Below are 13,131 nucleotides of genomic sequence, written 5' to 3'. Positions count from 1 at the left end.
CTGATCAGAGTCCATATCGTAAACAGGCTGTACCGCACTACGCGTATAGTTTCGCTGTGAGCAACTACAGTCCAGATACTGAAACGTCAGGTTCGCAGTCCGGCGGAGTGCAGTCCGTGGACCGTGCCATCAGCGTGCTGGAGATCCTGGCCCAGCGTGGCGAGGCCGGTGTCAGCGAGGTGGCCGGCGAGATCGAGGTTCACAAGTCGACCGCGTTCCGGCTGCTCGGGGCGCTGGAGGCACGCGGGTTGGTCGAGCAGGCGGGCGAGCGCGGCAAGTACCGGCTCGGCTTCGGGATCGTGCGGCTGGCCGGCGCGGTCACCGGCCGCATCGACATCACGCAGCAGGGGCGCCCGGTCTGCGAGCGCCTCGCCGAGGAGATCGGCGAGACCGTCAACATCGCCGTCATGCAGGAGCAGTACGCGATCAACCTCTACGAGGTCCGCGGCCCCGGCGCCGTCACCGCGCACAACTGGGTAGGAGAACTCACCCCGTTGCACGCCACCTCCAGCGGCAAGGCCCTGCTGGCCCACCTGCCCGCCAAGGAGCGCACCGCGCTGCTGACGGAGGCCGGCCTGAAGAAGGTGACCCCGCACACCATCACCTCGAAGTCGAAGCTGGAGAAGAACCTCGCCGAGGCCCGGGAGCGCGGATACGCCTGGACGCTGGAGGAGTTGGAGCTCGGGCTGCACGCCATGGCGGCGCCGGTGCGCAACCGCGACGGCGAGGTCATCGCGGCGGTCAGCGCCTCGGGACCGGCGTACCGGTTCACCGAGGAGCGCCTGCACGAACTCGCGCCGGTCCTGGTCAAGGGCGCCGAGGAGATCAGTCACCGTATGGGGTACCTGGGCTGAGTCGCCCTCGTCTCAAACCTGTTGGGCCCCGGGTCCCAGGCGGCGGAGTCACCCTTGGCTGATCCCCAGGCGCTCGTTCACCCAGTCGTGGAACGCTCCAATGTGGTGCTCGCTGGGCACCAGCACCCCGCCCTTCGCGTACATCCGGGAACTCATCCCGGGCTGCGTGCGCTCGCACGCCTCGAAGTCCTGGCGGTTGACGCGGTCGAAGAGTTCCACGGACCGGCTGACGTCCTTGCCGCTCTCGACCACGTGCGGGAGATAGAGCCAGTCGCACTCGACGATCGTGCGGTCGACGGCCACCGGGTACATCCGGTGGAAGATCACATGGTCGGGGACGAGGTTGATGAACACCTGCGGCTTGATCGTGATCGCGTAGTACCGGCGGTCCTGGTCGTCGCTCACCCCGGGGATGCGGTCGAGCCCTTCCGAGCCGTCGACGGTGAATCCCCGCACCTCCTCACCGAACTCGGCGCCGTGGCCGACGTAGTACTGCGCGGCATAGCCGTCGGCGAACTCCGGTAGCACCTCGGTGAGTTCGGGGTGGATCGTGGCGCAGTGGTAGCACTCCATGAAGTTCTCGATGATGAGTTTCCAGTTGGCCCTGACGTCGTAGACGATGCGCCGGCCCACCGAGAGGTGGTCGATGTCGTAGTGGTCGAGGGACTCCACGTCGCCGAGCCGGTTGACGACCTCGCTGATGACGTCCTCGTCGAACGACGGCGGGTTCTCCGCCAGGTTGACCCACACATAGCCGAGCCATTCGCGCACCGCGACGCTCACGAGCCCGAACTCGGTGCGGCCGACGTCGGGCATCTTCGTCAGGTTGGGCGCCGCGACGAGCTTGCCGTTCAGGTCGTACGTCCAGGCGTGGTACGGGCATTGGAAGGCGCGTTTGACCTCGCCGGTCTCCTCGGTGCAGAGCTTGGCGCCGCGGTGCCGGCAGACGTTGAAGTAGGCGCGTATCGAGTTGTCCCGGGCGCGCGTGACGAGGATGCTCTCGCGGCCCACGTCCACGGTCCGGAAGGCACCCGGCTTGGCCAGGTCGGAGGAGCGCACGGCGCAGAACCACATCGTCTCGAAGATGCGTTCCTGTTCCTGGGTGAAGATGCCCGGGTCCGTGTAGGAGGAGCCGGGCAGGGTGGCGATCAGGCTGTCCGGCAGGCTGGTCGAGGTCACAGTGCACTCCTCGGAGAACGTCGTGGGTCGGTCATGCACGCGCCGGGAAGAGCGACTCCGGACGGTGTGGTTGGAACGGTGCGCTGACGGGTCAACTCACCGTGGCGGCAAGCTGCTTGCGCCACCGCATGAACAGCCGCGGCTGGTTCATCGCGAGCACGGCGACCGGCTGCCCGGCACACCGGTAGACGGCGAGGAAACTGCGATCGCCGGTGGCGCCCTCCTCGACGGTCACGCTGTCGGCACCGGCCGCGTGACCGGCGAACTGGATCTTCACGCCGTACTGGTCCGACCAGAAGTACGGTGGCCTGGACGCCCCCGCCTCCACCGCACCCCACGACAACAAGGCGGCCACAGCGGCCTCGGGCCGCTCCCGCGCCCCGGTCCAGTGCTCCACCCGCCGATGCGAACCCGCCCGCGGGTCGTACCAGTTGGCACAGTCTCCTACGGCGACCACGCCGGCGAGGCTGGTCCGGCCGTCGGCACCGCACTTGACGCCGTTGTCGAGCTCGACCCCCGAACCCTCCAGCCACTCGACGCAGGGCCGCGCGCCGACACCGACAACGACCATGTCGGCGGGGACAGTTCGCCCGTCCTCCAGGAGCACGGCGTCGACGCGGGCCTCTCCGCTCAGCCCCTTGACCCCGACACCGCACAACAGCCGTACGCCGTGGGCCTCGTGGAGGGCGGAGACGATCCCGCCCATGGTCTCGCCGAGCGGTCCCGCGAGGGGGGTCGGTGCCGCCTCGATCACCGTCACGTCGAGTCCGAGGGCGTACGCCGTGGAGGCGACCTCGGCGCCGATGAACCCGCCGCCGATCACCACCAGCCGTCCACCCAGGGCGAGTTCGTCGCGCAGGGCGCGGGCGTCGTCCAGGGTGCGCAGGGTGTGCACCCCGGCCAGTCCGTCCGTGCCGGGCAGGTTCCGCGCCACCGCGCCGGTCGCGACGACGACACCGTCGGCCCGCACCTCCCGCCCGTCGTCGAGGAGCAACACCCTCTCCGCGCCGTCTACTTGGAGCCCGACCGCACGAGTGCCGAGCAGCCACTCGGCGCCCAGGTCCTCGTCGTCCGTCTCCAGCAGGAGATCGTCCTCGGGCAGGGTCCCGGCGAGGAACTCCTTGGACAACGGCGGTCTGTCGTACGGGCGATGGGGTTCGTCGCCGATGACGACGAGCCGTCCGTCGTAGCCCTGTTTCCGCAGCGAGCGCGCCGCCGACAACCCGGCCAGCGAGGCGCCCACCACGGCCACGGTCCTCACGCGGGGCCTGAGGCGAGCCGGGCCGCGACGCAGGGCGGCAGGTTCGGGGCGTCCGTGGACGGCACGACGTAGATCATGCCGTCCTGGACCAGAACCTCGTGCGTACGCACCGGGCGCTTGGCCGGCGGAGCGTCCACGGCACCCGTCCGCAGGTCGAACTTCGAAGCGTGCAGCGGGCATTCCACCTCGCAGCCCTCCAGCCAGCCGTCCGCGAGCGAGGCGTCCTGGTGGGTGCACGTGTCGTCGATGGCGAAGACCTCGCCGTCGTCGGTGTGGAACACCGAAACCGGCGGATCGATGTCGAGCCGGTAGGCCTCGCCTCGCGGCAGATCCACGAGAAGGCACGCGGGAATCATCATGACACCTCGGTGCGTATAGCGAAACGGATTGCGGTAAGCGCAACGTCAGTTTGAGGGCGGCCCCAAACCGTTGTCAAGGCATTCAGAGGCCATGCGAAGGCCTTACCCAGTGTTGCTTTTCACGCAACATCGCGCGCCATCAGCAACACTCGGCAGGGTTTGGAACGCTCCAGGACTCGCGTCAGAACCCGCGGGCGATCCACTCCTGAAGATGCGGAGCCTCGGCGCCGACGGTCGTCGTATCCCCATGTCCGGTGTATACGACGGTGTCGCCCGGCAGGCCGAGCAACCGGTCCCGGATCGAGTCGACGATGGTCGGGAAGTGGGAGTACGACCGCCCTGTGGCCCCCGGCCCGCCCGCGAAGAGCGTGTCCCCGCTGAAGAGGGCGTTGAGCGCGGGCACGTACAGACAGACGGCGCCGGGCGCGTGCCCGGGCGTGTGCAGCACGGTCACCTCGACCCCCGCCACCGCCACGACCTGCCCGTCGGCCAGTTCACCGTCGGGCGCCCGGTCGGGGTGGGTCTGCTTCCACAGCGGCAGGTCGTCGGGGTGCAGCCAGATCGTGGCGCCGGTGCGGTCGGCGAGGTCGGGCGCGGCGTCGATGTGGTCGTTGTGCGCGTGGGTGCAGATGATCGCGGTGAGCCGACGGTCGCCGACTGCCTCCGCGATGGCGCCGGCATCGTGCGCGGCATCGATGACGACAGCCTCGTGGTCGTCACCGATGATCCAGACGTTGTTGTCGACGTCCCAGGTCCCACCGTCGAGGCTGAACTGCCCCGCCGTGACAAGGTGTTCAATACGCGCGGCCATCACAGCACCACCACCGAACGCAGCACATCGCCGCCGTGCATCCGCTCGAAGGCCTTCTCGACGTCCTCCAGCGCGATGGTCTCCGTGACGAACGCGTCCAGATCCAGCCGCCCTTGCAGATAGAGATCGATGAGCATCGGGAAGTCGCGGGAGGGCAGACAGTCGCCGTACCAGGACGACTTGAGCGCGCCGCCGCGTCCGAAGACGTCGAGGAGCGGGAGTTCGAGCTTCATCTCGGGCGTGGGCACGCCGACGAGGACGACCGTGCCCGCCAAGTCCCGGGCGTAGAAGGCCTGTTTGTACGTCTCCGGGCGGCCGACCGCCTCGATGACGACATCGGCGCCGAAGCCACCGGTGAGTTCGCGGATGGCCTCGACGGGGTCGCTCGCCTTGGAGTTGACGGTGTGCGTGGCCCCGAGAGAGCGGGCCGTCTCCAGTTTCCGGTCGTCGATGTCCACGGCGATGATCCGTGCCGCGCCCGCGAGCCGGGACCCGGCGATCGCCGCGTCGCCGACGCCACCGCACCCGATGACCGCGACGGTGTCACCGCGGCCGACGTTGCCGGTGTTGATGGCGGCGCCGATACCTGCCATCACCCCACAGCCCAACAGCCCGGCGGCGGCAGCCGATGCGGCCCGGTCGACCTTGGTGCACTGGCCCGCCGCGACCAGCGTCTTCTCGGCGAAGGCGCCGACGCCGAGGGCGGGCGAGAGTTCGGTGCCGTCGAGCAGGGTCATCTTCTGCTTGGCGTTGTGGGTGTTGAAGCAGTATTGCGGGCGGCCGCGCCGACAGGCCCGGCAATTCCCGCACACGGCCCGCCAGTTGAGGATCACGAAGTCGCCGGGGGCCACGTCGGTGACACCCTCGCCGACCGACTCCACGACACCCGCGGCCTCGTGCCCGAGAAGGAAGGGGAAGTCGTCGTTGATACCGCCCTCGCGGTAGTGCAGATCGGTGTGGCACACCCCGCACGCCTCGACCTTCACCAGCGCCTCGCCCGGCCCGGGGTCAGGGACGATGATCGTCTCCAGGCTGACGGGGGCACCCTTTCCTCGCGCGACGACAGCACGGACCTGATGCGTCATGGCCACTCCTCCGCTGGTACTGGACCTGTGGTGCTGGACCTGAGCAAGACGTTGCTCATTACGGCACGCTTAGCGCGTGCCGCAACACAGCATCACGGAGGGCCGAACGGCGGTCAAGGATTCGGGTCGGCGCACACCGCTGGCATCACCGACCGCCGAGCCCCCGCAGAAAGGTGTCGACGACCATGTCGGCGGCCTGGGCATCGGTGAGTTCGGGCAGTTGCCGCGAGGCCAGGTGCATGAGCTGCGGCAGCAGTGAACTCGCCCAGGCGACAGGGGTGTCCTCGCGCAGCAGCCCCTCGCCGATGGACCGTTCCAGGAAGGTGTCGACCTCCCGGATCACGGCGTCACGCCGTCCACGGATCGTCTCGTCGGCCTTCATCCGGGTCAGCTCCACGGGCCACTTGCGATTGACGCCGATGATCCCCTCTACGTACCGGTGCAGGGCGACGGCGACGGGAGCCTCGCGCAGCCTGGAGTCCTCGACGGCCCGCTCGATGGCCTCGACCCGGGCCTCGTAGATGGCGGCCAGCAGTTCCTCGCGGGAGGCGAACCGCCGATAGACGGTCCGCCGGTCGACACCCGCCTCGGCGGCGATGGTGGCGATGCTCGCGCCGGGATCGGCGGCGAGCATGCGCGCTCCGGTCGTCAGGACGGCTTCGAGGTTGCGCACGGCGTCGGCTCTCACGCAGCGAAGCATAGCCCGCCATGTGGAACCTAACCTGCCTAACACCACACTGTTGAGACCAAATGCCACACAAGTGCTACATTGAAGTGACAGATACAGGAAACGATCGCCCCTCAGCCCTCCAGCCCTCCAGCCCCTCAGGAGAGAGCACATGATCACCTACGACCGACTCTTCATCGCGGGTTCGTGGACCGTTCCAAGCAGCCCCGAGCTGCTCGACATCCGCTCCCCGCACGACCGCAGCGTGATCGGCCGCGCGGCGCAGGCCCGCCCCGCCGACGTGGACCGGTCCGTGGCCGCGGCCCGTGCCGCGTTCGACGAGGGTCCGTGGCCGCGCACGGCACCCGCGGAACGCATCGCCGTCATCCGGCGGCTGAACGCGCTGCGCGAGGCCGACGCCGAGAAGATCGCGGCGCTGATCTCGGCGGAGAACGGCTCGGCCGGCTGGTTCACGCTGGCCGGGCAGCCGGGGCTCGGCCGGCAGGCGGCTGCCTACCTCAAGGCGGCCGAGGAACTCGGCTGGGAGGAGACCCTGGCGCCGTCCGCCCCCGACTCCCCCACCCGGAGCGTGCTGCGTCGCGAACCCATCGGTGTCGTGGCCGCCGTCATTCCATGGAACTCCCCGTTCTCCGCGGCCCTGGCCAAGGTCATCCCCGCACTGCTGGCCGGGAACACGGTCGTCCTCAAGGTGTCCCCGGAGAACTCGCTGAGCATGGGCTACCTCGCCGAGCTGCTGGAACGGTCCAACCTCCCGGAGGGCGTGATCAGCGTCCTGCCCGCCGACCGCGAGACCAGCGAGTACCTGGTGTCGCACCCCGGCGTGGACAAGATCGCGTTCACCGGCTCGACCGGGGCCGGCCGCAGGATCGCGTCCATCGCGGGCGAGCAGCTCAAGCGCGTCAGCCTGGAGTTGGGCGGCAAGTCGGCCGCCGTCATCCTCGACGACGCCGACGTCCAACAGGCCGTACAGGGGCTGAAGTTCGCGTCCCTGTTGAACAACGGCGAGGCGTGCATCGCACAGACCCGCGTCCTCGCGCCGCGCGGCCGGTACAAGGAAGTCGTCACCGCCCTCAAGGACCTCGTCGAGTCGCTGAAGGTCGGCGACCCGAACGACCCCGACACGTTCATCGGCCCGATGGTCCGCCCCGACCAGCAGCAGCGCGTCCGCGACTACATCGAGCTCGGCATCAAGGAAGGCGCCCGCCTCGTCACCGGCGGCCCCCAGGTCCCGCCCGGCCTCGAAGGCGGCAACTACGTCACCCCGACCGTCTTCGCCGACGTGGACAACTCGATGCGGATCGCGCGGGAGGAGATCTTTGGACCGGTCCTTGTCGTCATCCCCTACGACGACGAGGACGACGCCGTACGCATCGCCAACGACTCGGAGTACGGCCTCTCGGGCGGAGTCTGGTCCGCCGACCAGGCCCACGCGCTCGCCGTCGCCCGCCGCCTGCGCACCGGCACGGTCACCGTGAACGGGGCGCCCATCGCCTTCGACGGCCCCTTCGGCGGCTACAAGGCGAGCGGAATCGGCCGTGAGTACGGGGCGGTCGGGCTCGCGCAGTACGTGGAGTACAAGACCGTCACCCTCACCCCGGCCGTTTCATAAGCCATCGATGTCCGCGATTTCAACCCGCACCCGACCAGCCGACGGCCAAGAAAAAGAATGTAAAACCTTGTCAACCAAGGGAATGTGAAACAACGTCAATTCTCCTCGGGCGCTGGTCATACCTCTCGTACAACAAGGAATAGCGCAGTGTTCGTCAGATCTTTCCTGGGTACGGTGACGCGAAGGTTGCCGTTTATGCTCGGGAGGAGATCCGCTGTGCGGAAAACTGTGTGCCTGGTCGAGTCGCCCCGGACGGGTGCGGGACAAGACGCTGCACGGAGCCTGGCGAACTGGGGATACCGGACGGTGATCCTCGTCGACCGGCCGGAGAAACTGGACCAGTTCCTGCTCGACGACTACCAGGACATCGGGACGAGCATTGTCGGGTGCGACACCTCGTCCGCCACCGCGATCGTCGAGGCCGCGCTCGGTATCGCGGGGGACGACCTCGCCGGGGTGACTTCCGTATACGAGTACTTCGTCGCGGTCGCCGCGGAAGCCGCCGCGATGATGAATCTGCCGGGACCCGCGCCGGAAGCCGTCCACCGGTGCAGGTCAAAGGCGGGTATTCGGTCCGCCTGTGACTCCGCACCGGGTCTGAACCCGCGTTACGAACTCGTGCACGACGTCGCCGGAGCGTTATCCGCGGCCGAGAAGGCGGGCTTTCCCGTCGTCGTCAAACCGGTCGGCCTGACCGGCAGCGTATTCGTCCGGCGATGCGACGACGTGTCGGAGGTGACACGTATCACCGAACACATACTCGGGACCGCCAGCTACCTCGGTGTCGAGATGGAACCGACCGTGGTGGTCGAGGAGTACCTGGCCGGTCCGGAGTACTCGGTGGAGGCGTTCGACGGCCGCGGACTGGGCATCACCGCGAAGACGAGCGGGCCGCTCCCCTACTTCGTCGAGCTGGCCCACCGGTTTCCGGCCAGTGTCGAGCCGGGTGTGGCGGACCTGATCGTCGAGACCGCCGAACGCGGGCTCAGGGCCGTCGGCCTCGACTGGGGACCCGCGCACGTCGAAGTGAAGTTCGCCGACCGGGCCCGGCGCGTTCCGCGGTTGATCGAGGTCAACCCCCGGGTCGGCGGTGACCGGGTGCCGGAGCTGGTCCGGCTCGCCACCGGTGTCGATCTGACGGCCCGGCACATGGCCGCGGTCGTCGGCAGGCCCCGGCCCGAGCCGTCCGCCGCCGCGGCACCGGCCGCCGCGATCCGGTTCGTCGCGATGCCGGACACCGGCGAACTGGCGTCGGTCGACGGCATCGAGGACGCCCGGCGGGCCACCGGGGTCACCGAGGTGCACATCAAGAACCGGATCGGCGACGTGTACCGCTCACACGGCTCCAACCGCGACCGGATCGCGCACGTGATCGCCACCGGTCCGAACGCCGACGACGCGCTCAAGAACGCCACAAGTGCCGCCGAGGAGTTGCGATTCGGCTGGAAACCGATCGACGGCGGCGCCGAATACGTCTGAGCCCGGGAGAAGACCTCCGCCCTTTTGCACACGCCCGAGGAGCGCAGCAATCGTGAAGGTACTCGTTCTCAACCGGTTCAAACTCGCGCGCGTCGATTACCGGCAGTGGGCCCACCCGTCGGACGAGCTGTATCTGATCACCAGCAGTGACTCGGTGTCCGCCGACGAGACGGCCCGTAAGAAAGAGCTGGCCGGATTCGCGCACACCGAGGTCGTCGACGACTATGCCGATTCGGCCATTCCGGAATACCTGGCGCACCGACTGCACGAACGGCATTGGTTCGGCAAGGTGCTGGCCATGTCGGAGTTCGACCTCCTCCGGGCCGGCCGACTCCGTGACGCCTGGGGTGTTCCCGGCCAGTCCGAAGCCGAGGCGTTATTGTTCCGCGACAAAATACGCATGAAAGAAGTACTGGCCGAATCCGGTGTCCCGATCACCGGATACCGGGCCGTCGACCACGTCACCGACCTTCTTCTCGCGGTCCGCGACCTCGGATTCCCGCTGGTGGTCAAACCACGGCTGGGCGCGGCCTCGGTGGGCGTGGCCGTCGTGGAGAACGACGCGGAACTGGACGCTTTCCTCACCCGCAACCCACTCTCCGCCGGGGACGCTCCGGCCCACCTCATGGCGGAATCCTTTGTCTCCCACACGCTGTTCCACATCGACGGGATCGTCGACGCAGGCGAGGTGAGGATCTGCTGGCCGTCCGAACAGACCACGTCGTGTCTGGAGATCGCCCAGGGCACGGTCTGCCTCAGCACTTTCCTCGACGCCGACGATCCCCGCCTACGAACCTTGCGGGACATGACAGTTCGCGCGGTCGAGGCCCTGGGCATCGAGGACACCGCGCTGTTCCACGCGGAGATCTTCGGGTCGGCGGACGGCTTCGTGTTCAACGAGGTCGGCTGCCGGGTCGGCGGAGCGAAGATCCGCGATCAGCTGGAGTACGGCTTCGACGTCGACCCCATCGAGTGGTTCGCCCGCGCCTACCTCGGCAACCCGCAGCACCATGAACTGCGGCCCGAGCCCGTCCGCCAGGCCGGATACGCGCTCGTTCCCCCGCGCCCGGGTCTCGTCGAGGCGCTGGGCGAGGTGGAACTACCCCCTTCCATAAGGCTGTTCGAGTCGAAGATCAGCCCTGGTGACATGTTGGAACGGTCCACGTCGAGTACGTCCACGATGGCGTCGTTCGTGGCGGTGGGCGCGACACAGGCGGACGTGGTCCGTGACCTCGACTCCGCTGTCGCCGCCCTGCGTTCGGCCCTGGTCATCCGGAAACCCTCGGAAGAGGCCGGCCGATGACGGCCCCCGCCCCGGCCCCCTCCCCCGCGCTGCACCGCGACGCGACGATCCTGGGCTTCGTCGCCGCGCGGGCCCTGGCGATCCTCGGCGACCAGACGGTGACGTTCTTCGTCCCGATCGCGGTGTACGGGGCGACGCAGAAGGTCACGTCGTCGGGCATCGCGTTCCTGGTGCAGTGGCTGCCGCGGATCCTGTCGATGCCGGTCTCGGGTGCCTACGTCGACCGTTTCCGGGCCCGGCGGCAACTCGTGGTCGTCGACCTGGCCCGGGTCGCGATGCTCGCGCTGGCCGCGGTCACCGGTTCGCTGCCGTTGCTGGTGGTCGCCGGCGGTGCGGCCACGCTGCTCAACGGGCACTCCACGATCGCGGTCGAGAGCATCCTCGGCCGCCAGGTGGCCCGGGACCGCTACCCCCAGACCCAGGCGAGATTCCAGGCCGCACAGCAACTCGTGACGGTCGCGGGCCCCGCCCTCGGCGGCATGCTGCTCGGCGTCCTGCCGGTCGACGCGGGCCTGGCCGTCATCGCCGCGATCTTCCTGGTCGCCGGGGTGTGGACGGGCCTGTGCTTCCACGCCCTGGACCGAGTGGTGGTCGAGACGGGCGGCGAGAAACTCCTACGGCGGCTCGGCACCGGTTTCTCGACGGTGTTCGGCAGCCGCCCGATCCTCTCCCTGATCGCGGTCACCCTCGGCGTCAACCTCACCGCGAGCCTGGTCCTGGCCTCACTGCCCGCGATCATCATCGGCGACCTGAGCCAATCCGAGCCCACAGTAGGGCTGTTGGCGGCGACGGCGACCGTGGTCAGCTTCCTCGCCGCCCTGCTGACCGCCCCGATCGCCAAGAGACGAGAGGTCGACGTCTTCCTCTGGCCCGTGGCCCTCCTCCTCGTGACCGGCGCCCTGTGCATGATCCTCGCCGGCGACGTCATGGTCATGGGCATCGGCTACGGCTGCTGGAGCGCCGGCGTCACCGTCTTCACGATCTGGATGCGCACCTGGCGTATCCGCGTGATCCCGGCCGAGCAACTCGGCGCCGCGCTCGGGGTGTTCTCCTCCATGATCCTGGCATCGGCACCACTGGCAGGGGTCATCTTGGCCACGGCGGGCGGGAGTTGGGACCCACGGACCATCCTGGCCGTCGTCGCGGTCGTCAGTCTCGTGGTGGCCCCCGTGTCGCTGGTGGTGTTCCGGCGCCAGGTGCGCTCCCAGATCGCGCCCTTGAACAGCGAAGAGAAGCGAATAGGATCGGGCCATGGATATGGTGTTCGGTCGTGAGCTCGTTTCTGAAACCGGGGCACACGCGGACGTGGCCCAGAACATCCGGACCTCCCTGAAGAGAATCGCCGAAACGGATGCCGACGTCGAGGCGTTCGAAGAAGAACCGGACAGGGATGCGCGGTTGGCCCGGATACCCGAAGACAATTCCGGGCCACTGCGCGGGGCCACCTTGGGCGTCAAGGACATTTTCGCCGTCGACGGCCTTCCCACCACGGGCGGTTCGGCTCTCGACCCGCGCGAGTTCGCGGGCCCCGAGGCATCTACGGTCACGCTGCTGCGGAGGGCGGGCGCAACGGTCGTAGGCAAGACAAAGACCGCTGAATTCGCCTGTGTTCATCCGCCCTCGACCCGTAACCCGCACGATCTGCGGCGCACACCGGGCGGATCAAGCAGTGGGTCCGCGGCTGCCGTGGCGACCGGAGCCGTGACACTGGCGACCGGAACGCAGACGATCGGCTCGGTGATACGGCCCGCGTCCTACTGCGGTGTGGCGGGTTTCAAGACGACCCAGGGTGGCGTCCCCTTGGACGGCGTCATTCCCTGCGCCCCGAGTTACGACTCGTTCGGGCTCTTCGCCACATCCGTGTCCGGCCTCTCGCTCGGTGCCTCAGTGCTGTTCGAGGAAGAGCGGCCGATCGGCAGAAACCCGGTCATCGCGGTCCCCGCGCGCGAATATCTCACGCAGGCCACCGAAACGGCGAACGAGGTGTTCGGCGCCGCGGTGCGTGATCTCGTCGAGGCCGGTCTCGATATCGTGCACACGGACCTGGCGGCCGATATCGCCGTTCTCTCCAGGACCCAGAAGGTCATTTTCGACGCGGAGTTCGCCCGGGCCCACGAGGACCGTTTCCGTCGGCACGGCAGCATTCTGGGTGCGGGGACAACCGAAATCGTCCGCCGGGGCCTCGCTCTTTCGGAGCGCGCGTATGCGGCCGCCGTCGACGAACTGGCCGAACAGCGCTCCGCCTTCGACGCCAGGATGGAGCAGGAGGGCATCGATCTCGTCGTGGCGCCGGCCGCGACCGACGTGGCGCCGCTCGGCCTGTCGTCCACCGGCAGTCCGGTGATGAGTCTGCCCTGGAGTCACCTCGGTCTGCCCTGTGTGACGATGCCCCTGCCGCGCGGTGCCGGGGAGTTGCCCCTGGGGCTCCAGCTCGTGGGACGCCGTCACACAGACCTGCGGCTGCTCAGGTGGGCCGCTGAAGTCGCCGCCAATCTTGGTTAGT

Annotated in this window: 12 protein-coding genes; 6 read left to right on the top strand and 6 right to left on the bottom strand. The window is 68.5% G+C overall.

Annotation, left to right across the window (positions count from 1 at the left end; all coding sequences use genetic code 11):
• The first annotated feature begins 107 nt into the window (after positions 1-107).
• Positions 108-854, top strand: a complete 747-nt coding sequence (locus tag R2B38_RS37350; protein ID WP_318021890.1) for an IclR family transcriptional regulator — start codon at positions 108-110, stop codon at positions 852-854.
• Between the two features lie 48 nt (positions 855-902).
• Here the strand turns inward: R2B38_RS37350 and R2B38_RS37345 are convergent, their stop codons facing one another.
• The 6 genes from R2B38_RS37345 to R2B38_RS37320 form a co-directional block, all read right to left on the bottom strand.
• On the bottom strand, positions 903-2,033 hold the full coding sequence (locus R2B38_RS37345; protein WP_318020215.1) for an aromatic ring-hydroxylating dioxygenase subunit alpha: 1,131 nt from the start codon (positions 2,031-2,033) through the stop codon (positions 903-905).
• Positions 2,034-2,124: 91 nt separating this feature from the next.
• The gene (locus R2B38_RS37340) at positions 2,125-3,294 is read right to left on the bottom strand and encodes an NAD(P)/FAD-dependent oxidoreductase (RefSeq protein ID WP_318020214.1); all 1,170 of its coding nucleotides are present in this window, start codon (positions 3,292-3,294) and stop codon (positions 2,125-2,127) included.
• Positions 3,291-3,653, bottom strand: coding sequence for a bifunctional 3-phenylpropionate/cinnamic acid dioxygenase ferredoxin subunit (locus tag R2B38_RS37335; protein WP_019062088.1), 363 nt, complete (start codon positions 3,651-3,653; stop codon positions 3,291-3,293). Before R2B38_RS37335 ends, R2B38_RS37340 begins: the two co-directional genes overlap by 4 nt.
• Positions 3,654-3,834: 181 nt before the next feature.
• Positions 3,835-4,464, bottom strand: a complete 630-nt coding sequence (locus R2B38_RS37330; protein ID WP_318020213.1) for an MBL fold metallo-hydrolase — start codon at positions 4,462-4,464, stop codon at positions 3,835-3,837.
• Entirely contained in the window at positions 4,464-5,549 is a 1,086-nt protein-coding gene (locus R2B38_RS37325; protein WP_318020212.1) for an S-(hydroxymethyl)mycothiol dehydrogenase, read from the bottom strand. The genes R2B38_RS37330 and R2B38_RS37325 overlap by 1 nt, the downstream gene beginning before the upstream one ends.
• 145 nt (positions 5,550-5,694) lie before the next feature.
• Positions 5,695-6,183: a helix-turn-helix domain-containing protein gene (locus R2B38_RS37320; RefSeq protein ID WP_318021889.1), complete on the bottom strand. Its 489-nt coding sequence runs from the start codon at positions 6,181-6,183 to the stop codon at positions 5,695-5,697.
• Between the two features lie 205 nt (positions 6,184-6,388).
• Between R2B38_RS37320 and R2B38_RS37315 the strand changes: the two genes are divergently transcribed.
• The 5 genes from R2B38_RS37315 (at position 6,389) to R2B38_RS37295 (ending at position 13,130) form a co-directional block, all read left to right on the top strand.
• Complete coding sequence (locus R2B38_RS37315) at positions 6,389-7,846, top strand: aldehyde dehydrogenase (RefSeq protein ID WP_318020211.1); 1,458 nt, start codon at positions 6,389-6,391, stop codon at positions 7,844-7,846.
• 306 nt (positions 7,847-8,152) lie between these two features.
• Positions 8,153-9,325, top strand: a complete 1,173-nt coding sequence (locus R2B38_RS37310) for an ATP-grasp domain-containing protein (RefSeq protein WP_318020210.1) — start codon at positions 8,153-8,155, stop codon at positions 9,323-9,325.
• A 52-nt stretch (positions 9,326-9,377) separates the two neighbouring features.
• Complete coding sequence (locus tag R2B38_RS37305) at positions 9,378-10,628, top strand: ATP-grasp domain-containing protein (RefSeq protein WP_318020209.1); 1,251 nt, start codon at positions 9,378-9,380, stop codon at positions 10,626-10,628.
• Positions 10,625-11,902, top strand: a complete 1,278-nt coding sequence (locus R2B38_RS37300; RefSeq protein WP_318020208.1) for an MFS transporter — start codon at positions 10,625-10,627, stop codon at positions 11,900-11,902. The genes R2B38_RS37305 and R2B38_RS37300 overlap by 4 nt, the downstream gene beginning before the upstream one ends.
• Positions 11,880-13,130, top strand: a complete 1,251-nt coding sequence (locus tag R2B38_RS37295; protein WP_318020207.1) for an amidase — start codon at positions 11,880-11,882, stop codon at positions 13,128-13,130. Before R2B38_RS37300 ends, R2B38_RS37295 begins: the two co-directional genes overlap by 23 nt.
• The last annotated feature ends 1 nt before the right edge of the window (position 13,131 follow it).

It is taken from the genome of Streptomyces sp. N50 (assembly GCF_033335955.1).
In the GTDB taxonomy this organism is placed as follows: domain Bacteria; phylum Actinomycetota; class Actinomycetes; order Streptomycetales; family Streptomycetaceae; genus Streptomyces.
Note: the sequence above shows the minus strand (reverse complement) of the source record. Positions and strands in the feature narration are given on the sequence as shown.

Excerpts from the sequence above, each read along its gene's own strand:
- R2B38_RS37295 (WP_318020207.1), top strand. The coding sequence starts at position 11,880 with ATGGATATGGTGTTCGGTCGTGAGCTCGTTTCTGAAACCGGGGCACAC.
- R2B38_RS37335 (WP_019062088.1), bottom strand. The coding sequence starts at position 3,653 with ATGATGATTCCCGCGTGCCTTCTCGTGGATCTGCCGCGAGGCGAGGCC.
- R2B38_RS37330 (WP_318020213.1), bottom strand. The coding sequence starts at position 4,464 with ATGGCCGCGCGTATTGAACACCTTGTCACGGCGGGGCAGTTCAGCCTC.
- R2B38_RS37315 (WP_318020211.1), top strand. The coding sequence starts at position 6,389 with ATGATCACCTACGACCGACTCTTCATCGCGGGTTCGTGGACCGTTCCA.
- R2B38_RS37320 (WP_318021889.1), bottom strand. The coding sequence starts at position 6,183 with ATGCTCGCCGCCGATCCCGGCGCGAGCATCGCCACCATCGCCGCCGAG.
- R2B38_RS37325 (WP_318020212.1), bottom strand. The coding sequence starts at position 5,549 with ATGACGCATCAGGTCCGTGCTGTCGTCGCGCGAGGAAAGGGTGCCCCC.
- R2B38_RS37300 (WP_318020208.1), top strand. The coding sequence starts at position 10,625 with ATGACGGCCCCCGCCCCGGCCCCCTCCCCCGCGCTGCACCGCGACGCG.